Annotated in this window: 15 protein-coding genes; 5 read left to right on the top strand and 10 right to left on the bottom strand. The window is 60.9% G+C overall.

The features are described from left to right. Window positions 1-69 precede the first annotated feature (69 nt). The 10 genes from P3T43_RS13440 to P3T43_RS13395 all read right to left on the bottom strand — a co-directional run bounded on the left by P3T43_RS13440 (window position 70) and on the right by P3T43_RS13395 (window position 12,510). Window positions 70-888 carry a glycine betaine ABC transporter substrate-binding protein gene (locus tag P3T43_RS13440; protein ID WP_429281710.1) on the bottom strand — a complete coding sequence of 273 codons (819 nt, stop codon included), beginning with the start codon at window positions 886-888 and terminating at the stop codon, window positions 70-72. A 184-nt stretch (window positions 889-1,072) separates the two neighbouring features. Next, complete coding sequence (locus P3T43_RS13435; protein WP_429281538.1) at window positions 1,073-2,212, bottom strand: FAD-binding oxidoreductase; 1,140 nt, start codon at window positions 2,210-2,212, stop codon at window positions 1,073-1,075. 46 nt (window positions 2,213-2,258) lie between these two features. Continuing rightward, on the bottom strand, window positions 2,259-3,500 hold the full coding sequence (locus tag P3T43_RS13430; protein WP_429281537.1) for an aromatic ring-hydroxylating oxygenase subunit alpha: 1,242 nt from the start codon (window positions 3,498-3,500) through the stop codon (window positions 2,259-2,261). Window positions 3,501-3,541: 41 nt separating this feature from the next. Next, window positions 3,542-4,321 carry an electron transfer flavoprotein subunit beta/FixA family protein gene (locus P3T43_RS13425; protein WP_429281536.1) on the bottom strand — a complete coding sequence of 260 codons (780 nt, stop codon included), beginning with the start codon at window positions 4,319-4,321 and terminating at the stop codon, window positions 3,542-3,544. After that, window positions 4,318-5,514: an electron transfer flavoprotein subunit alpha/FixB family protein gene (locus tag P3T43_RS13420; RefSeq protein WP_429281535.1), complete on the bottom strand. Its 1,197-nt coding sequence runs from the start codon at window positions 5,512-5,514 to the stop codon at window positions 4,318-4,320. Before P3T43_RS13420 ends, P3T43_RS13425 begins: the two co-directional genes overlap by 4 nt. A 4-nt stretch (window positions 5,515-5,518) precedes the next feature. Then, window positions 5,519-7,438, bottom strand: coding sequence for a (Fe-S)-binding protein (locus P3T43_RS13415; protein ID WP_429281534.1), 1,920 nt, complete (start codon window positions 7,436-7,438; stop codon window positions 5,519-5,521). 2 nt (window positions 7,439-7,440) lie between these two features. After that, window positions 7,441-9,504 carry an FAD-dependent oxidoreductase gene (locus P3T43_RS13410; protein ID WP_429281533.1) on the bottom strand — a complete coding sequence of 688 codons (2,064 nt, stop codon included), beginning with the start codon at window positions 9,502-9,504 and terminating at the stop codon, window positions 7,441-7,443. Window positions 9,505-9,544: 40 nt separating this feature from the next. After that, window positions 9,545-10,078: a DUF5943 domain-containing protein gene (locus P3T43_RS13405; protein ID WP_429281532.1), complete on the bottom strand. Its 534-nt coding sequence runs from the start codon at window positions 10,076-10,078 to the stop codon at window positions 9,545-9,547. A 115-nt stretch (window positions 10,079-10,193) separates the two neighbouring features. Beyond that, entirely contained in the window at window positions 10,194-11,165 is a 972-nt protein-coding gene (locus P3T43_RS13400; protein ID WP_429281531.1) for a dipeptidase, read from the bottom strand. A 70-nt stretch (window positions 11,166-11,235) separates the two neighbouring features. Next, complete coding sequence (locus P3T43_RS13395) at window positions 11,236-12,510, bottom strand: serine hydroxymethyltransferase (protein ID WP_429281530.1); 1,275 nt, start codon at window positions 12,508-12,510, stop codon at window positions 11,236-11,238. Between the two features lie 414 nt (window positions 12,511-12,924). Here P3T43_RS13395 and P3T43_RS13390 point away from each other — a divergent pair, with 414 nt between their 5' ends. The 5 genes from P3T43_RS13390 to P3T43_RS13370 all read left to right on the top strand — a co-directional run bounded on the left by P3T43_RS13390 (window position 12,925) and on the right by P3T43_RS13370 (window position 20,045). Then, window positions 12,925-13,944, top strand: coding sequence for a GlxA family transcriptional regulator (locus tag P3T43_RS13390; protein WP_429281529.1), 1,020 nt, complete (start codon window positions 12,925-12,927; stop codon window positions 13,942-13,944). A gap of 232 nt (window positions 13,945-14,176) precedes the next feature. Further along, the gene (locus tag P3T43_RS13385) at window positions 14,177-16,723 is read left to right on the top strand and encodes an adenosylcobalamin-dependent ribonucleoside-diphosphate reductase (protein ID WP_429281528.1); all 2,547 of its coding nucleotides are present in this window, start codon (window positions 14,177-14,179) and stop codon (window positions 16,721-16,723) included. Between the two features lie 528 nt (window positions 16,724-17,251). Next, entirely contained in the window at window positions 17,252-17,647 is a 396-nt protein-coding gene (locus P3T43_RS13380; RefSeq protein ID WP_429281527.1) for a hypothetical protein, read from the top strand. 54 nt (window positions 17,648-17,701) lie between these two features. Then, window positions 17,702-18,475, top strand: a complete 774-nt coding sequence (locus tag P3T43_RS13375) for a hypothetical protein (RefSeq protein WP_429281526.1) — start codon at window positions 17,702-17,704, stop codon at window positions 18,473-18,475. 118 nt (window positions 18,476-18,593) lie between these two features. After that, on the top strand, window positions 18,594-20,045 hold the full coding sequence (locus P3T43_RS13370; protein ID WP_429281525.1) for a PIN domain-containing protein: 1,452 nt from the start codon (window positions 18,594-18,596) through the stop codon (window positions 20,043-20,045). Window positions 20,046-20,126 lie beyond the last annotated feature (81 nt).

The raw sequence follows: 20,126 nt of genomic DNA, 5'->3' as shown, positions 1-20,126 counted from the left end.
GATTCGGCGCGGTACAGGTGCTGACATCGCCACCTGTACCGTGCTCATGCAGTGTGAAAGCGGCAGCCGTTACTGCGCGCCACCCACCCAGCTATCCACCCGGTCGCCATGCGCGGCAATCCACGCATCGGCCGCTGCGGCAGGCTTGGCGCCATTTTCTGTCGCCAGCATCACACTGTCGATCTCGCCCGGCTTCCATTGGAATTTCTTCAGAAACGCAACCACGGGTGCCGCCTTGGTCTCGAGCCCGGGGTTGATGACGTTGTCGACATGTTCCGATTCGCCGAATACCTTCTTCGGGTCGTCGAGGAACTTGAGCTTCCACTTCGCGAACATCCAGTGCGGCGCCCAACCCGTGACGATTACGGGCTTGTTGGCATGCATTGAACGTGCGAGTTCTGCCGTCATCGCGCTGCCCGAACTGGGCATCAGCTGATAATCGAGGCTATAGGCCTTGATCGCGTCGTCGGTTTTCTTCATCACACCCGCACCCGCATCGATGCCGACAATGCGCCCGCCAAAGTCCGCCTTGTGCGCTTCGAGATCCGCAATGCTCGATTCGGGCACGTCAGCCGGTACGATCAAGCCAATCTTCGCGTCCGGGAAGTTGGTGCCGAGATCGGACACCTTCGTCTTGAACTGATCCCAGTACGCGCCCTGCGTCACGGGCAGCCACGCTGAAAGCGTCGCATCCAGATCGCCCCGGGCCACACCTTGCCACATGATCCCAGCCGCAACCGGAACGAGTTGCACCGGATAGCCAAGACGCTTCTGGATGACTTCAGCCGCGACGTTCGATGTCGCCACGCTGTCATCCCAACCTTCGACGTAGCCGATCTTGATCGTCGGCTTGGTGTCCGCGGTTGCGGTCACACTGACGCTCATCATCGTGATTAGCGCAGCCCCCAAGGCGCTGCAAAGCAGCTGCTTTTTCAAGCCTTTCATGGTCGATCTCCTTGTACCCGCCACACGCGGTGAGCCTTTAGAATCACTAGCCAGAAATCGCCATGAAGTAAGCTTTGCGACGTCTGCTTGTCCAAATGCGACTTGAATACACACCTGATTCAACAGTTTATTTATCCACCACCAGATCCGACAGCGGCTTGCTGCAACACAGCAGGACCATGCCCTGGTCGATCTCACGCTGACGGATACCGCCGTTGTGCTTCATGTCCACCTGGCCCGAGACCAGCTTGACCTTGCAGGTGCCGCACATACCCTGTGTGCAGGAGGCGGGCAAGCGCACACCGGCTTGCCGGGCAGCATCGAGGACATGCTGACCGGTACCGCAGCGAATCTCCCGATTGCTGCGCGCGAAGCTCACGGCGAACGTGCTCGCGGCGCTATCCTGCTCGACCGGCGGGTCTTCCGCCAACAGTTCCGGCGCATCTTCAAGTAGCGTCTCGAACGAAAAACTCTCTTCGTGATAGTGCTGTCGATCGAAGCCGGCCTCGTCCAGCAGGTCGCGTACGGCCTTCATGTACGGCGCCGGGCCGCAGGTGAATATTTCGCGCTCCATATAGTCCGGCGCAATCACCTTGAGTAGCGGCAGTGTGAGAAAGCCGGTGACGCCCGGCCAGTTCGTGCGTGCGCCAAGCCGCTCGCACACAAAGGACGTACGGAAGTGACTCTGATTCGCCGCGATCAGATCGAGTTCGCGCGCGAAGATAATGTCGTCCGGCGTGCGGGCGCTATGCACGAATACGATGTCACGGTCTTCGCTCAACTCGTGATGCGCGCGACTCATCGACATCAAAGGCGTGATGCCCGACCCCGCCGACAAAAACAGGTATTTTCGCGCCGGATGCCGCGCGCAGGTGAATTCGCCCGCGGGTCCCAATACACGAACCCGCGCGCCGGCTTGCAGGTTGTCATGCAGCCAGTTCGACACTTTTCCGCCCGGCACCCGCTTCACGGTGATCGAGATCGTATGGGGACGTGTCGGCGACGATGAGATGGTGTAGCACCGGTTGATCGTCTCGCCCCCTATCTCCAGTTCGAGCGTGACGAACTGGCCCGGCTCGAAAGAAAAGCCATGTCCGGCAGGCGAACGGAAGAAAAAGCTCTTTACGTCGTGCGTTTCCTGACGCACCTGGCAACAGACCAGCGTCTCTTCGACGTCGCTCGTCCAGCGCGCCGGCAGCGTACCCCAGAATTGCGGCTTGGTCAGCCGGCTTTCAACGGGGTCGAAGGTTGCCGCATCCCGTATCATTGTTCGCTCCACGTGCCGCCAGGCATTCAGTTGTTGAATCAAACCTTCACTTATTGATCAGTGCTGCCAGGCGCTGGATATACCAGTCGCTGAATTTCTCGACGAGTCCTTCGGTGTACGGAGAATACGGCCCCGGCTCATACGCGCTGCTCGCGGCGCCCCGCTGCGAAAATTCGACCAGCGCACGATCCTGATCGTTGGTCGCATTCCACACGGCGGTCAGATTTTTCACGTCGTAATCAACGCCTTCTTTCGCGTCCTTGTGCACGAGCCACTTCGTGCGCACCAGCGTTTCGCCGGCCGAAAGCGGAATCACCGAGAACGTCACGATGTGATCGCTCATGAAGTGGTGCCACGAGTTCGGCTGGGTCCAGAACGACAGGCCGCCTAGATCGGCCTGTTTGAATTCGCCGAGCAGCTTTTTCGAGGCCACCTTCGCATCGAGCGTCTGCGATTCCCCATTGCGATCGAGCGGCAGACGTTGGGTGCGAAAGCCCGTCACGTCGGACAGACGATCAACTTCCACCGAGGGCAGATTCAGCGCCTCCCATTGCGCCGAACGCTCGACGCATTCGCGTTCGAACGCGGCCATACCTTCGGCATTGGCCGGTGAAGGCTGGTACCCAAAACCATATTCGTACAGCGAGATCGTCAGCTCAGGATGGTTCGCCACGCAGTGATAGCACTCGCGGTTGTTCTCCATCGTCAGCTTCCAGTTGCCTTTCTCGATGATATCGACGGTCGCCGCGATCTTGCAGTTCGGCAGATCGTGCGGCAGCAGATACGGCTCCATGGCGGCGCGCATCACCTCGAAATCGACCGGCGGTTGCTCGGCGAGGCAAATGAAAATCAGCCCGGCGAGCGTCTGCACGTGAACCGTTTTCAGGCTGTGCTTGCAGCGGTCGAACTGTTCGCCCATATGCTCGGCAAACATCAACTGACCCGTCAGGTTGTACGTCCAGCTGTGATACGGGCAGACGATATTGCCCACCGAGCCCTTGTCCTCGTTGCACAGCCGTGCGCCGCGATGCCGGCAGACGTTGTGGAACGCCCGCACCTGCATGTCGTCGTCGCGCACGATCAGAATCGAGTCGTTGCCGAGTTGAACGGTGGTGTAGTCGCCCGGTTCGGCAATATCCGGTTCGACGGCGACCTGAATCCAGTGCTTGCGGAAGATGGCTTCCATATCGAGCGCGAAAAATTCGTCGCTCTGGTAAAACGGCGCTTCGAGGCTGTAGCCCTTCTTGCGCCGGTCGACCAGCGCGTGAATGTCTGCCGATACTTTCATGTGTGCTCCGGAATTGCTGCGGGCCGTGGTGCGGCGCAAATTCAGTAATCGATGAGTTGATGCTCGCGCAAATAGCCGAGGATCACTTGTGCTTTTTCGACCGAAGTCCCTTCAATTACGACGCTGCCGCCGCGGCTTTCCGTGGTCGTGGCCGAAAGCATGCGTGCATGGCCCGAGCGCTTTTCCTGCGCGGCGAGACGCACCGGCTTACGCTGTGCGGCGGTCACCGTCCACGAGCCTGCATCGATGCCGGCGGCCGGCTTGACGTGAGAAACGACGATAGAACCGGCCTGCTGGCGAGCGTACGCATAGCGCGGCGTGACGCTGGCGAGCGGATGCACCGCCACCACCGCGGGCAGCGTGGCTTCGACGCGCCTGCGCACGCCTTTCGGCAGAAATTGCCGTACGGTCACGCGTCCTTCGGCCACCGAAGCTTCCACGGCAGCGCCGATCAGTGGATAGCCGAGCGCATCCGCGAGCTGGTACGGCAGCATGCCGCTGTCGAACGCGCCTTCTGCGCAGGTCCCGGTCAACACCAGGTCGTAGTCCTGCAAGCGGACCGCCAATGTAGCGACCGCTTCGTCGTCCTCAGTGCAGGCCAGCACTTCAATGCGCTCAGCGCCCAGCGCCAGGTAGTCTTCCAGCGCCGGATTCGCAGGGTCACCGACATGCAGCGTATCGAGCTTTGCACCATGCTGACGCGACAGCGCGCGGCCTGTTTCCAATGCGGCGGCATCGTTGCGGCTATAGCGCGCCACGCCGCTGATGGGGTGACGTCCGACCGAAACGAGTACCGCGATGCGGGTCAGTTTGCGGCTCATGCGGCCACTCCTTCGGCAATCGCCGCGGTAACGGGCGGGCTTACCGCCAGGGACGACGAGCGGGCCAACGCGACCGCCTCGATCAGCGCCGTGGTAATGGCCTGCGTTTCGCCGATGATCGTCAGATTGGCGCGCTTCGTGATGGGCGCGCTGCCATCGAGATTCACGGCGATCACGTGGCGGCAGTCCTTGATGCCCTGCAGATGCTGGACCGCGCCGGAGATGCCAAAGGCGATATACACGCTCGCCTCGACGGTCTTGCCGGTCGCACCGATCTGCTTGTCGCGCGTGAACATGCCGTTGTCGACCGCCACCCGGCTTGCGCCGATCGCGGCGCCGAATGCGCCGGCTAGTTTCTCGAAGGCGCTCACGTCGGTCACGCCATTACCCGCCGAGACGATGAAATCCGCTTCTTCGAGCGCGACCTGCGCCGCGTCGATATCTTCCATGCCCAGGTCCCGGTAGACGTCGTAAGCAGACGTGGCACCGGCCGCCGTCATGAACGGCATCGCCATACGCTCGCCTGCGCCGATAAACGGCAGGCGCGAATCCACGGCGCCCATGGCGAGCAAGACAATCTCAGGTAGAGCGCGCGTCGCGAAGCCTTTCTTCGCGTGGACAGCCACCCCCACATGCGTGGCCGAGAGTTCGACCACATGCGTCGCGACGCTCGCCCGCGCGTAAGCCGCGTAACGGCGGCCGAGATCGCCGTCGCCCGTGGCATTGTCCGGCATCAGGATGTGCGCGGGGGCAAGCTGCGCGACGCAAGCTGCCAAGGCCTGCAATTCGCTTTCGGGTGCGAAGGTACGACGATCGAACGCCGATACTTCGATCACCTTATCAGCGCCGAGCGCGGCGACATCGTCTTTCAGCTCGCCCAATACCAGCAGCGCAACCTGAGTGTGCGGATCGGCAATCAAGGCAGCCGCAGCGAGGGTCTGACGGGCATGGTCATCCAGCGAGCCGCGCTCGCTATGGGCGACTACCAGCAGGGTGCGCCGTGCACTTTGCGTGGTACGACGCGGCTTTGCAGCAGCGCCGCCGTGGGTCTGCCCAGGCACGTGGTTCGAATGAAGGGCTTCATCCTGCAGACTCCCCGCTTCCGTCACCACGCCAAGCGTAATGCGCTTCAGCCCAGCCGCCGTGATGGTGAATGGGCGGCGCGGATCGATACGTTTGAGGATCGTGTTCATCGCTTCACTCCAGCGCCGCGGCGACGAGTTCGGCCACGTCGAGCACTTCCGGACGCGGACCGACCACACCTTCGAGCATCGCCGTGCAGTTCGGACACCCAACCGCGATCACTTCGGCACTTATCGCACGGGCATCCGCCACGCGAATATCCGGAATGCGTTGCTTGCCGGGAATATCCGTCAAAGGCGCGCCACCACCGCCGCCGCAGCAACGGCCACGTTTGCCGTGACGCTCCATCTCGACCACCTTGATGCCGATCGATTTGAGCAATTGACGCGGGGCCTCTGTCTCGCCGTTGTAGCGGCCCAGATAACACGGATCGTGATACGTGATGCGTTTATCCGCCAGCGCCTCGGCGGCGCGCGGCGAGAGCTTGCCGGATGTCACCAGGCTCGCGATGAAACTCGTGTGATGCAGCACTTCGAAACGTGTCCCCAGTGCGCGGTATTCGTTACGCAGACTGTGCATGACATGCGGGTCGGCCGTGACGATGCGCTTAAAAGTCAGGTTCGCCAACGTACCGGTCAATTGTTTTGCCATACGCTGAAACGTGGCTTCGTCACCGAGCCGCCGCGCGATGTCGCCGGTATCGGTTTCGTCGCCACCCAATACCGCATAGTCGACACCCGCCTTGTTCAACACCGTCACGAGTGCGCGCAGCGTGCGCTGATAGCGCATATCGAAGGCGCCCTCACCGGCCAGCAGCAGCACGTCGACTGCTTTGCCCGCCTGTGCGACCGGTGCATTCAGATCCACCGCCCAGTCGTAACGCGCGGTTTTGTCGTAACCGCCTGCCGTACCGGTTTCGCGCAGATTCGCCAGCACCTCGGGGCCTTTGCCGGGCACCGTACCATGCACGAGCGTCTGATTGCGACGCATATCCACGATTGCATCCACGTGCTCGATCAGCATCGGGCATTCCTGCACGCAGGCGCGGCAGGTGGTGCAAGACCAGAGCGTGTCGGCTTCGATCAGGCTCGACACGATCGGCCGGTCAGGCTGCCCCGAATGCTGTCCAACCGAAAGACCCGGCGTCGGGCTACCGGCATAGGCTGCATCCGAACCGCCTACCATGCCCGTGACCAGATCCTGAATCAGCTTCTTCGGATTGAGCGGCTGACCGGCGGCAAACGCGGGACAGGCTGCTTCGCACTTGCCGCACTGCACGCAGGCATCGAAACTCAGCAGCTGGTTCCAGCGGAATTCCACCGGTTGGCCGACACCGTACTCATTGTTTTCGAGCACCGGCGTTTTCAGCGCAGTGGGCGGTGTGGCGGCGGCACGCGCGTCGGCGTGATCGGCAAAACGCTCCTGACGCGGATGGAATGCGAGGTGCAGCAGCCCCGCTAACGCGTGTTTCATGGGGCCGCCGCGCGCCGCACCGAGGGTCATCGCAAACGCCCCCACCGCGATCAGCACCGCGAAAATCACCGCAAGGCCACCCGACATAGTCGACGCGGGCAGCAGCACGAACAGCAACAGACCGAGCGCGAACGAGCCGAGCAACCACGGCAAGGTGTCCCACGGACCGCGCGACAGACGCGCCGGCACGGCTTTCGCGCCGCTGCGCCGGCGCCAGACGAACACCGCGCCCACCAGCATGATCAAGGCAGCAAGGAAGATCAGCTTGTCGAGCCACGGCGAGTAAATCGCGAGACCGTAGTTGAGGAACACCAGCGCGAATGCCGCGATGGCGCCGCCCGCGGTGGCGACATGCGTCTTCGCGATGTACGGATCGCGCGCCACCACATGATGCAAATCGACGAAATAGCGCTTCGGGATCGTCAGCAGATTGGTCCAGCCAAACGTGCCTGCCGCCGTTGCACGTCCGAGCCTCCAGTAAGATGAACGCTTCGCGACCGCAAACGCGAGGCCGGCGACCGATATCCACAGCAATGCGGTGATGAGAAACGCCGGGCTCATCGTTAGAAGTCCTTGCAGAGACGCAGCGCGTCGTAGATCGCGCCGTGGATGTTGTGCATCGAAATGCAGTCGCCGACCCGGAACAGGAGGAAGCGGCCGTTGCCCAGCTCTTCGGAAAGTGACGGTTGCGGTTCGGCAGCAAACAGCTTGTGCACGTCGACCTGCCCGCGGTTCACGGATTCAGGCTTGAGCTTCCAGTAGAGCTCGTCGTTAGGGGTGCTGCCGTTTTCGATCACCACCTGGTCGACGGCCCGCTCTTCCTGCTCCTCGGTGTACTCGTTGCGCAGCACGGCGATTTTCTTGCCACCCTCTTCGTAGACGCGATCGAGCCAATAATTGGGCGTGTGAACCACACCCTGCGCATAGAGGCGCCGATAGAAAATCGGGAAGGTCGTGCCGCCGACGTCATCCGCCACCTTCACATCCGGCGTGACGATCTCCACTTTCGATCCCCGGCTGGAGATAAAGTCCGCCACGCCCGCACCCGCATGCGTGCTGACGCCGTCGTAGACAAGCACGTTCTGCTTCGGCTCGACGCGCCCCGCGAGAATGTCCCACGAGCTGACCGCCAGCCCCTCTTCAACGCCCCACGCCGGCACTTGCTGCGTAAAGCTCGAGCCGCCCGTGGCGAGCACCACGATGTCCGGCTTTTCCGCCAGGATCATCTTGTGGTCGGCCGCTACACCCAGGCGCCGCTCCACGCCAAGGCGCTTCGTTTCCATGTCGAACCAGCGGACGATGCCCGCCATCTGTTCGCGTTGCGGCGCCTTGGCTGCCAGCATGATCTGGCCGCCCACCGCATCGCTCTTTTCGAACAGCACAACGTCATGCCCACGCGAACGCGCCACGCGTGCGGCCTCGAGTCCGGCGGGACCTGCGCCCACCACCACCACCTTGCGGCGCGGTCCACGGGTCTTTTCGATCACATGCGGCATGGTGGCTTCACGCGAAGTGGCGGCGTTCTGCACGCACAGCACATCCAGACCGTTGTATTGGCGGTCGATACAGTAATTCGCGCCTACGCACTGCTTGATCTCGTCTTCGCGGCCGTCGCGGATCTTGATGACCATATGCGGATCGGCGATCTGTGCGCGCGTCATGCCGACCAGGTCGACCATGCCGTTGGCCAGCAGCCGTTCTGCCTGCCCCGCATCGCGGATGCTCTGCGCATGCATCACCGGCAGCTTCACGACCGACTTGATGCCCGCGGCCAGATGCACGAACGGCTCCGGCGGCAAGGCCATGGGCGGCATGCAGTTGGCCAGCGTGTTGTGCGTATCGGCACCCGAGCCGATCACGCCGATATAGTCGATCAGTCCCGTCTCGGCCATCGCGTGGGCGATCTCCTTCAACTGCTCGTGGTCGAGCCCATCTTCATGGAATTCGTCGCCGCACATCCGCAAGCCAACGCAAAAATCCCGGCCTACGGCTTCGCGCACGGCGCTCAGCACTTCGACGCCGAAGCGCAAGCGGTTCTGCAAATTGCCGCCCCATTCATCGGTACGAAAGTTGGTGCGCGGGCTCCAGAACTGATCGATCAGATGCTGGTGCGCCGCCGAAATCTCGATACCGTCCATGCCCGCCTGCTGCACACGCTTTGCCGCAGCGGCAAAGTCGCTAATGATGCGGCGGATTTCCTCTTCTTCGATAATCTTGGCGTTGCCACGGTGCACGGGTTCGCGCACGCCCGACGGCGTCATCAGATGCGGCCAGTGTTCGCCATGAAAGGCGGACCGGCGGCCCATATGGGTGGCCTGGATCATGATCTTCGCGCCGTGGCGGTGCATCGCTTCGGCGAGGCGACCGAGCGGATCGACGATCCTGTCGGTCGAGAGGTTCACTGACTTCCACCAACCTTGCGGACTATCGATCGACACCGGACTGGAACCGCCGCACACCGCCAGCCCCACGCCGCCCTTGGCCTTTTCCTCGTAGTAGCGGATGTAGCGATCGCCGGGCAAGCCGCCGGGTTCGGCGTAGACCTCGGCATGCGCCGTGCTGACAATGCGGTTGCGCAACGTCAACTGGTTCAGCGTCAAAGGTTTGAACAGATTCGGATAACGCATCGCGGACGACCTCGGGCGGTGTTCGATTAAAGCGAGGGAATTAGTTAGCCAGCGGCGACACTTCGAACACGCAATGTGCGTGATGTTCCGCCGCGCACTGCACTTCCTTCGAGTGCGAACGTGGCGCGCTTTTGCCTGCTTCCGTGGTGTCGTTGACCCAATCCATTGCCCCGGCAAACCAGCCGGCAAACATGTAGCAGAGCTTGCCTTCCTTGCCCGGTTGCGCCAGCACGAACGACGAGTAATGCAATTCGATCCGTGCACGGGCGCTCAGCGGGTCGGCTTCGACGATCTTGAAGAGACCCCAGCCGCGTTGCGACAGACGGTTCAGGTAGTGCTCGAAGACAGCCATGCCGCTCATGCCGTGCTGCTTCGCTTCCTTCTCGCACCAGTGATAGGCGGACTTGTAGCCCGCTTTGTAAAGGATCTCAGCGTACGCTTCGCGGCCCAGTGCGTCCTCGACCGCCGTATGGTTGTTGGTGAAAAAATGGCGCGGCACGTACAGCATCGGCAGCGCGTCGGTGGTCCAGACGCCCGTATTCGAATCGACGTCGATCGGCAGTTGCGGTTGCATCGCGTGTCACTCCGTGGGGTAAGCGGTATTCATCGCGGGCGCTCTGCAAGGCACCCGTCGCCGGTTCAAGGTTGGATCTGCCGTCACTGCGGCCTGAAAGCCCTAAAATGCGGTCTCAAGCGCCCCAGACATCGCGGAACACGCGCACCCAGTTTTCGCCCATGATCTTACGAATGCGCGTATCGCTCCAGCCCGCCCGCTCCATCGCCGCAGTCAGATTCGGGAATTCGCCAATCGTCCGGATGCCTTCCGGATTCACGACCTTGCCGAAGTTCGTCAGGCGACGATAGCGGCCTTTATCGTGGGTGATCCAGTCGAAGAAATCGACGGTGTAGCCTTGCGTGAAATCGGAGCCGATCCCCACGGCGTCTTCGCCGATCAGGTTCACCACGTAGTCGATGGCCTCGACGTAATCCTCCACCGTTGCGTCGATGCCGCGCTTGAGGAACGGCGCAAACATCGTCACGCCGACAAAACCGCCTGCGTCGGCAATTTCCTTCAGTTGTTCGTCCGACTTGTTGCGCGGATGCTCCTTCAGACCCGACGGCAGACAGTGCGAATAGCACACGGGCTTCTTCGAGAAAGCAATCGCTTCGGACGACGTATTACCGCCGACGTGCGAAAGATCGACCATGATGCCGACGCGGTTCATTTCGCTGATCACTTCGCGGCCGAAACCGGACAGGCCGCCGTCGCGTTCATAACAGCCGGTGCCGACCAGATTCTGCGTGTTGTAGCAAAGCTGCACGACCCGCACGCCCATATCGGCGAAGGCTTCGATGTAGCCCAGATTGTCCTCGAACGCGTGCGCATTCTGGAAGCCGAGAATCACGCCGGTACGCTTTTCCTGCTTGGCGCGCAGGATATCGTCGGTAGTACGCACGAGCGTCAGAAACTCGCTGTTTTCGCGGATCTGCTGCTTCATCAGGGCAATGTTGTCGACCGTTTTGGCAAAGCTCTCCCACACCGACACCGTGCAGTTGGTAGCGGTGATGCCGCCCTTTTGCATATCTTCGAACACCGAACGATCGAACCGCGAAATATTCAGACCGTCGATGATGATGCTGTTCTCATGCAGAGTACTCATTCTGTTTGCTCCATGTGGCTGGCGTGTGGGGACGCTGTGTCTCGCGTCATGCAGTGGACGGGACGGCGAATCAGTAGATCGGGAAGCGCTCGCAGAGCGCGAAGATCTCGCGGCGCACCCGCTGTTCGGTAGCCGCATCGCCTTCAGGCGCGACACGCAGCGCTTCGAATACGTCGAGAATCAGGCGGCCGATCTCGCGAAACTCGCTGACACCGAAACCGCGCGTCGTCCCTGCGGGTGTACCGAGGCGAATGCCGGACGTCACGGTGGGCTTTTCCGTATCGAACGGAATGCCGTTCTTGTTGCAGGTGATACCCGCCCGTTCCAGCGCCTGTTCGACCTGGGTGCCCTTCAAGCCCTTGGGACGCAGATCCACCAGCAGCAGATGGTTATCCGTGCCGCCCGTGACGAGATCGACACCGCCGGCCTTCAGCACGTCACCGAGTGCGCGGGCATTGGCCAGCACGCTGTCGATATACGCCGTGAAGCCGTCCTGCAGCGCTTCGCCGAATGCCACCGCCTTGCCGGCGATCACATGCATCAGCGGGCCGCCCTGCAAACCGGGAAACACGGCAGAGTTGATCTTTTTGGCAATTTCTTCGTCGTTGGTCAGCACGAAGCCGCCACGCGGGCCGCGCAAGGTCTTGTGGGTCGTCGAGGTCACGACATGAGCGTGCTCCACCGGATTCGGATGACGCCCCGCGGCAATCACCCCGGCGATGTGCGCCATATCCACCATCAACTTCGCTCCGACGCTATCGGCAATCGCGCGAAAGCGTGCAAAGTCGAGCACCCGCGGATAAGCGGAGAAACCGGCGATGATCAGCGTGGGCTTATGTTCATGCGCGAGCGCTTCCACCTGGTCGTAATCGATGCGCAGCGTCTCGCGATCCACGCCATATTGCACGGCGTTGAACCACTTGCCTGAGAGCGCGGGCTTCGCGCCATGTGTCAGGTGACCGCCCGCGTCGAGCGACATGCCGAGCACGGTGTCGCCCGGCTTCGTGAGCGCCAGCATCACCGCGCCGTTGGCCTGGGCGCCCGAGTGCGGCTGCACGTTGGCATAGCCCGCATTGAACAGTGGCTTGACGCGCTCAATTGCGAGCGCCTCGATCTGGTCGGCGAATTCGCACCCGCCGTAGTAACGCTTGCCCGGATATCCTTCCGCATACTTGTTGGTCAGCACCGAGCCCTGCGCCTCGAGTACCGCGCGCGACACGATGTTTTCCGACGCGATCAGCTCGACTTGCGACTGCTGCCGCTCGAGTTCCTTCAGCACCGCGCTGCGCACCGGCGCGTCGCGTTCGGCGAGAGTCTGCGAAAAGAAAGGGTTTGCGTTCGACATGGGCGTTCCGTGAGTAATGGATTGCAGTGGCGCCGGCCGTCTGCATGATTCCTTGAATCCCTTGACTGGCCTGCTGCACCGGCTACCGACAGCTCTATTCTTCTCTCTCATCGGAAGCGTCAATTTACGAATTCAGACGCGTTCTTGGCCTTTTCCGACATTCAGGTCCGTTTTGGACAAGTGACCGGTCGTGCGAATCGCCGCCCGCGCGCACAGCTTGCGAGCGCCAGGCGCCCGCGAACAGTGCCTGCGCCGCACGTGTGCGGTGCGGCGGTGCACGCCATCGTTTCATCGGACCTGAGAAGGCCAGGGTTTAGCCGTATGGCATGCTTGTTGCACTCGAACCCAGAATGACGGAGTCGTCTCCCCACGACGGCCGCAACACAAATACAGAGCCGAAGGAACACCCGCACCATGTCGCCTGACCGCACCGCGTCGCTGTCCCACTTCGCTTTCATGCCGCTGCCGAACTTCACGATGATCGCGTTCACCAATGCGATCGAAGTATTACGGATGGCGAACTACCTGAGTGGACAACAGCTCTACCGCTGGTCGATCATCAGCCCGGACGGCGGCCCCGTTGCCGCCAGCAACGGCCTCGCGGTCGATACCGGTCCCGCCGAATGCGTGGGACAGCCGGATATCGTGTTCGTGTGCGGCGGCATCGACGTGCAACGCGAAACCACCCAGGCCCATCTGTCGACACTGCGCCGTTTCGCGCGCAGCGGCGTGGCGCTCGGCAGCCTGTGCACCGGCACCTATGCGCTCGCGAAATCGGGTCTGCTGGCAGGCTACGCGTGTGCCATCCATTGGGAGAACATGTCGGCGCTCAAGGAAGAGTTTCCGGACATCCGTTTCCTGAAAGAACTCTTCGTAATCGATCGCGATCGCGTGACCTGCACCGGCGGCGTCGCGCCGCTGGACATGATGCTGAACCTGATTGCGGCCCGCGTCGGCACCGCACGCGTCACCCAGATCGCGGAGCAGTTCATCGTCGAACACGTGCGCGACATCAATGCGCAGCAACGCATGCCGCTGGTCGCGAGGCTTGGCTCGGCGAACAAGTCGCTATTCGAAGTGATCGCGCTGATGGAGAACAACATCGAGGAGCCCTTGTCGCGCGAAGAACTCGCGCGCCTCGCGAACATGTCGCAGCGGCAATTGCAGCGCCTGTTCCGCGAACACCTCGGCATGACACCCACGCATTACTATCTGACCTTGCGTTTGCGGCGCGCCCGCGAACTGCTGTTGCAGACCGACATGTCCATCATGCACATCACGATGGCCTGCGGTTTTCAGTCCGCTTGCCACTTCAGCAAGAGCTATCGTGACGCGTTTGGCACGGCGCCCACGCGTGAACGGCGCAAACAGGTCGCGCCATTGGCACACACCATGCCCGCTGGAGCCCCCCTCGGCATTGCGCTGCAAGTCTGAACGCCGCGCCAACTCACCGAACTCCATTGCAGTCGAGCCGCGTGTCGGTCCAGCGCGGCTTTCTCACGTCGTATCTCCCTTCTGCCAGCCATGCCTTGGATTGCGGCGAGGCGTCACGTAAGCTATGGTGAGTTCGTTGCGGCACGTCACACGTGGAGCGCCGAAGCCCCGTCAGAGTGACCGCTTTCCACCATTGCGCTGCGCGATCCGCGGCGCCATTAAGGGTCTGACCATGGCAGACGACAGCATCGAGACCCGCCGCACGCCTTCCGCAACCCCGCTTCCGGTTGCGCCGCAACAATTCTCCCTCGACGTCCTGCAAGAAAAGTACGCCAAAGGCGATGAGCAAACCGCCGACGATGTCTACCGGCGCGTCGCACGCGGCGTTGCAATGGCCGAACCCGCTGCACTGCGCGACACCATCGAGGCCCGTTTTGTCGAGAATCTGCGCCATGGCGCGCTCGGCGCCGGCCGCATCATGAGCGCAGCCGGCACCGGCATCGCGGCGACGCTCATCAACTGTTTCGTGCAGCCGGTAGGCGACGCTATCCAGGGCACCGACGAGCAAGGCTTGCCCGGCATCTACGTGGCGCTGCTGCAAGCCGCCGAAACGATGCGCCGCGGCGGCGGGGTCGGTTATAACTTTTCGGCGATCCGACCGAAAGGCGCCCGCGTTCACACCACCAGTTCGTCAGCCTCCGGGCCGTGCAGTTACATGGATGTGTTCGACGCCTCGTGCCGTACGGTGGAGAGCGCGGGCTCGCGGCGCGGCGCGCAAATGGCCGTGCTCGACTGCGATCATCCTGACCTGCTCGAATTCATCGAGGCCAAGCATTCGAAGGGCCGCTGGAACAACTTCAACGTGTCGGTCGCGGTGACCGACGCGTTCATGCGCGCGGTCGAACACAATCTCCCGTGGCAACTCGTGCATCGCGCCGAGCCTTCGCCCGCATTGCGCGCCGCCAACGACATGCAGCGGCGCGACGACGGTCTGTGGATCTACAGCGAGAAGCCGGCGCGCGCGATCTGGGACCGCATCATGCGTTCTACTTACGATGTCGCCGAACCGGGTGTGGTGTTCATCTCGCGCATGAACGAGGACAACAACCTGCGTGCGATCGAAACCATTCGCGCCACCAACCCGTGCGGTGAACAACCGCTGCCGCCCTATGGCTGCTGCAATCTCGGGCCGCTCAATCTGACGCGCTTCGTGCGCGAGCCATTTGCGCAAAGCAAAGGTGGGACGCCCTCGTTCGACTGGGATGCGCTTGCACAAAGCACGCGCACCCAGGTGCGATTTCTCGACGATGTGCTCGATACCACGCTGTGGCCATTGACCGAGCAGTACGACGAATCGCGCGCCAAGCGTCGCATCGGCGTGGGCTTCACCGGTCTGGGCGATACGCTCGTGATGCTCGGGCTGCGTTACAACTCGCCCGAGGGCCGCGACCTCGCGGTGCGCATCGCGCGCTCGATGCGTGACGAGGCCTACCGTGCGTCCGTCGAACTGGCCCGCGAACGCGGTGCGTTCCCACTCTTCGACGCACAGCGCTATCTGGAAGACGGTACGTTCGCTTCGCGCCTGCCCGAGGACATCAAGGATGCAATCCGCCGCGACGGCATCCGCAACAGCCACCTTTTGTCGATCGCGCCGACCGGCACCGTGAGCCTTGCTTTTGCCGACAACGCCTCGAATGGCATCGAGCCCGCCTTCTCGTGGACCTACACGCGCATGAAGGTGATGGCCGATGGCAGCCGCGAGTCGTTCGCGGTCGAGGACCATGCGTATCGTCTGTATCGCGAGCTGGGTGGCGACGTCGCGGCCTTGCCCGACTACTTCGTGAGCGCACTGGAAATGTCGGCGCGCGACCATCTCGACATGATGGCCGCCGTGCAGCCTTACGTGGACACGTCGATCTCGAAGACGGTCAATGTCCCCGCGGATTATCCGTTCGAGGCTTTCGAGAGCCTCTATTTCGATGCCTGGAAAGGCGGCCTCAAAGGGCTCGCCACCTACCGCCCTAACGAAACTTTGGGCGCGGTGCTGAGCGTGACACCTCAGCAGCCGGATGATTCGCTGACCGAAGCAGATCTCGACCCCTTGCGTATCGCCATCGACCATCGCCCGAAAGGCGAACTCCCGGCGATTATCGAAAAGGTCGAATATCTGACTCAGGCGGGCAAGAAGTCTTTATATGTTGCCGTGTCGTTCATGGAAGTCACTGGGCGCCTCTCCGGAGACGATGTGACGATCGAGCGGCCTATCGAATTTTTTATTCCGGCGGGTCAGCGCGACGAATCGCAGCAGTGGATCACGGCGCAGATGCGCTCGCTGTCTCTAGCCGCGCGCGGCGGTTTCGTGGCGCGCAATCTTCAGGACCTGCGCAAGGTGTCGTGGGATCGCGGTCAGGTGCGGCTGGGCGAGGTGCAACGGCTCGACGGTCACCGCTCGCCGCTCTGGCACGATTCGGAAGTCGCGGCGCTCGCCTACGCGATCCAGCAGATCCTGCACCGGCGCGGTTTTCTCGATGCCGAAGGCAATCAGATGCCGTCTCGTGTGCTGGCACGGCTCGGGCGCGAGCAGGTCGCCGCAACGCCTGCGTCCGCTCCTGTCGCGCTGGCGGACAGCGACGAGGGCGCATCGTCCGAAATTGACGGCATCAACCAGTTGCGCACGATGCTAGGCCGCAAATGCGGAACGTGCGGGGCCAATGCGGTGATCCGCAAGGACGGTTGTGACTTTTGCACGGTGTGTGGGGAAGTGGGCGCGTGCGGATGAGCGCGGTTTATTCACTCCCATCACACCGATGTGAGTTACACCATAAAGTGAAATATGGACCGCATAAGATGAAATATCCGACTGTATAAGTTGAAATATTGCATCTCGTGCGATGTTCGCATGAATGTCTGTCTCGCACCCGACTGGTATGCAGGCGGGTGCTTTTCAATTGAGCGTCAAGGGCATGCACATTATGCAAAAGGCATAGCCTGGTACCGCGGTCCTTCAGATTTAGCGCTAACGGCCGTTCAACTACGGTAACCAACGTTATTTCAGTTCTTCTGTTCGTTGCTCCGTCAAATTTTTCAGGCTCGATTCCACAATCGCGGTACGCATTGTTCCGTTTTGTAAGATGCAATCCTGAACCTGACAGTCAGCGTCTCTGTAGAGGAACTTAATTGGCTTCCTGGAAGTTACCCAAATAGCTTCCATCCTGGGCTGATTTTGGGTCGGAACAGGCCGCTTCCCATTTGCCCGACTAGCATCCACTGATTCATAGCTAAAAGTCGGCGCTATTCACTGGCTTTCATGGACCTGTCTGGCTCCACACGCACCTTGCCAAAATTCGAACATTCCACATACCGCGCGGATTTCGGAATTCCCGGTCTGTGTCTGCTCATCGAAGCGAAGTACGCCCGGTCCTCCGGTGATTTCAAGGCAATGGAAAAGGAAGTGCCGGAAGATCTGGTACCCTACTTCAAAACGCCCGAGCGCTACCGCGAAGTCATCGTCTTCATCTACGATGAGTCAAGCGGCGTGCAACTACACGACGCAACAATTCGTGCGCTCCGTTCGGCGCCCGGGATTTCAGAGGTACTGGTGGTCTGCCGCTCGTCGCCACTGCCACTGGACTCCTCACCGATGCGCTTGCATCCGATGCGCGGTGACTGCCTGGTATTCGCCGGGACCAATACCCTTAAATGATTCGATTGCGGCCTCGGGTCGAGTAACGAAACCTGTATATTTTAGAAGCCGAGTATGAGCACAATAACCGCTGTCTTCGACATGATTTCGCGAAGCCATTTTGCAGTAGGCGTGTTGTCGGTCGTTACTGCTCCGATTGTCTTCGGAGTCACCTTGACGAAATTTCGCAATGGGAATCTGAGACTGTCGCAGGGGCGCACGAAGCGCATGTATGACATCATGAACCGGAAGAACGGTTGGCGCAGCGCTTCCTCCGGAGCGTTGCAAATCGCTGTCAAGGACATGCTTGGCATCGAGCTACCCGGCGACGCCATTCGATTCGCGCTTGAGCGTGACAGTCCACTGACACTGCTTCGCAACATTCAGCAGGCAGGTGCGCACGTCAAACTCCATCCTCAAGAGAGATGCTTTAAAGACGCTAGAACCAAGCCCTGGCTGTCTCTTCAACAACTCTTTCATTTCTTGATGCTGCTTGTCATCGCCCCCTATGTCGTACTGGTATTCATCGGCGTCGTTTTCAGATTCATCGAGCCGATCATGGTGGCGACACTACTTACGCTCGATCTGATCGCCATGCCGGTGCTGTTAAAAGCAGCATTACGAGCAGGTGCAGCTAGCCGATTACTCAATACCGACACGGTGTATCCGCTCCCACTTTCAGAAACCGATCAACAGTCCGCCAGTCAATCGGAGGCGAGCCCCAAACCGCGAAAGCGGCGAACGAAGGCATCCGCAAGCGAAGGAGCAACAGGTGTAGAGCCAGCTCACGTGGTTGACTCAGTAGCTTCGGCCACCGTATCGCCTACACTCGCATCCGATACGCTCTAGAGCGACGGCGGCAACGCGCACCGACCGATACTGTTGCACTGACCGTCGCCGTCGTGCGAAGCGGCCCAAAGACTACGCTGTTGCGCCAAAGCCCAAGCCACCATAAATTGCTCGCGTCATGCAAATTTTCGTTCCAGACACTAACTTCTTTTTGCAGTGTTTCGACTACACAATGCTCGACTGGTCGCTGGTCTCGGATGAAAAGACCATAACGATTGCAGTGCCGCGAGCGGTCCAGAGGGAAATTGACCACCACAAGGACGGTGGCAATGGCCGCCGAGCGTCCAGAGCACGCAAAGCGTGGGGGCTTTTTGCGAAGGTCATCGATTCCCCAGACGATCGAATTACATCGCAGGTCAAGGGCATCACACTCAGCCTTGAACTCCTCATGCCGCAAATCAGGGCGGAAGACTTTCCAGATCTCGCTCTTGAGAATTCCGATGACCGGATCGTCGCGGAAGCGCTGAAGGTGCAGCGACAGCACACCGGCACGACGGTAACGTTTTTGTCGAACGACACAGCTGCGCTTACAACAGCAAAATCGCAGCGCCTGCCTTTCCGGCGACCGCCACAAGAATGGATGCTCCCCCCTGAAAAGGACGATCGGGACAAGACGATCGACGAATTGCGCAACCAGGTTCAAGCTTTGCGGAGTCAGCAACCAGAGCCCGTCTTCGTCCTTCCCGACACACCAGACAATCGGGTTTCCGCAACGGTTCTGCTGTTTCCGGAACTAAGCGACATCGAGATTGACGCTCTTATGGACGTGATCCGGACGCAAGTTCCGATGGAAACAAGCTTTCCCAAGGAGCCTCCCGCTCGAGAGGATGCCGGAATATTCGCGCTAGCTGCCACACTGGGTCGCCAATTCGATCAATGGGAGCCTGCCAGCGCACAGGCAGTTGATCATTACCAGAAGAAGGCCTACCCAGAGTGGCTACAACAGATTAGATCCGAGCTGGCAAACATCCATCACCGACTAAACGTTGGTCTGAATTCAAGAATTAAGGTTATGCTTGAAAACAGGGGACAACAGCCGGCGAAGAACTTGCTGCTAGCCGTTGAGGCGCAAGGCTCACTAATCTTCGGTGCACTCGCGAAAGAGCGCGATGACGACAACGAAAATGCAATGCCACTGCTCACCGCACCACCCGCGCCACCGTCTGGCGCGTACGTGAACGTCGCAGATCGCTTCATGCGGATGACGGCCGTTCCCGACTTTTTTGCTCCGCGTGAAGGGCGCGGTATTGCTGCTGACATCTCCGCCATCCTCGGCGAGCGGCGCTACGACCCCGGCAGTTTCTACTGGAAGCCGAATCGCCCGACTACCGAGGCAAAGGAATGGACGCTGGAATGCGAAGAGTTCCGGCACCAGCATGAACCCTATCAGCTGGAAATAGCATTTCGGCCGGACCCTGCATCCGTGGGGGAGGCATCTGGCGTCATTCGCCTCAAGGTCCATGCATCCAATCTGCCGAACGTCGTCGAACTGGTGATCCCGGTTCGGATAGTCGTCGAGCACGGTGATACACTCAACGTAGCCCGCAACGAGTTGTACAGCATGCGCTGACAGGTACGGCAGCGCTATCATCGCGCGAAGGTCTGGATCGACCGCGCACGAAAGCTAGTATCGATAGATCGTTGCCAGCCG

The sequence above is a fragment of the Paraburkholderia sp. GAS41 genome, from assembly GCF_050436545.1.
GTDB lineage: Bacteria > Pseudomonadota > Gammaproteobacteria > Burkholderiales > Burkholderiaceae > Paraburkholderia.
Note: the sequence above shows the minus strand (reverse complement) of the source record. Positions and strands in the feature narration are given on the sequence as shown.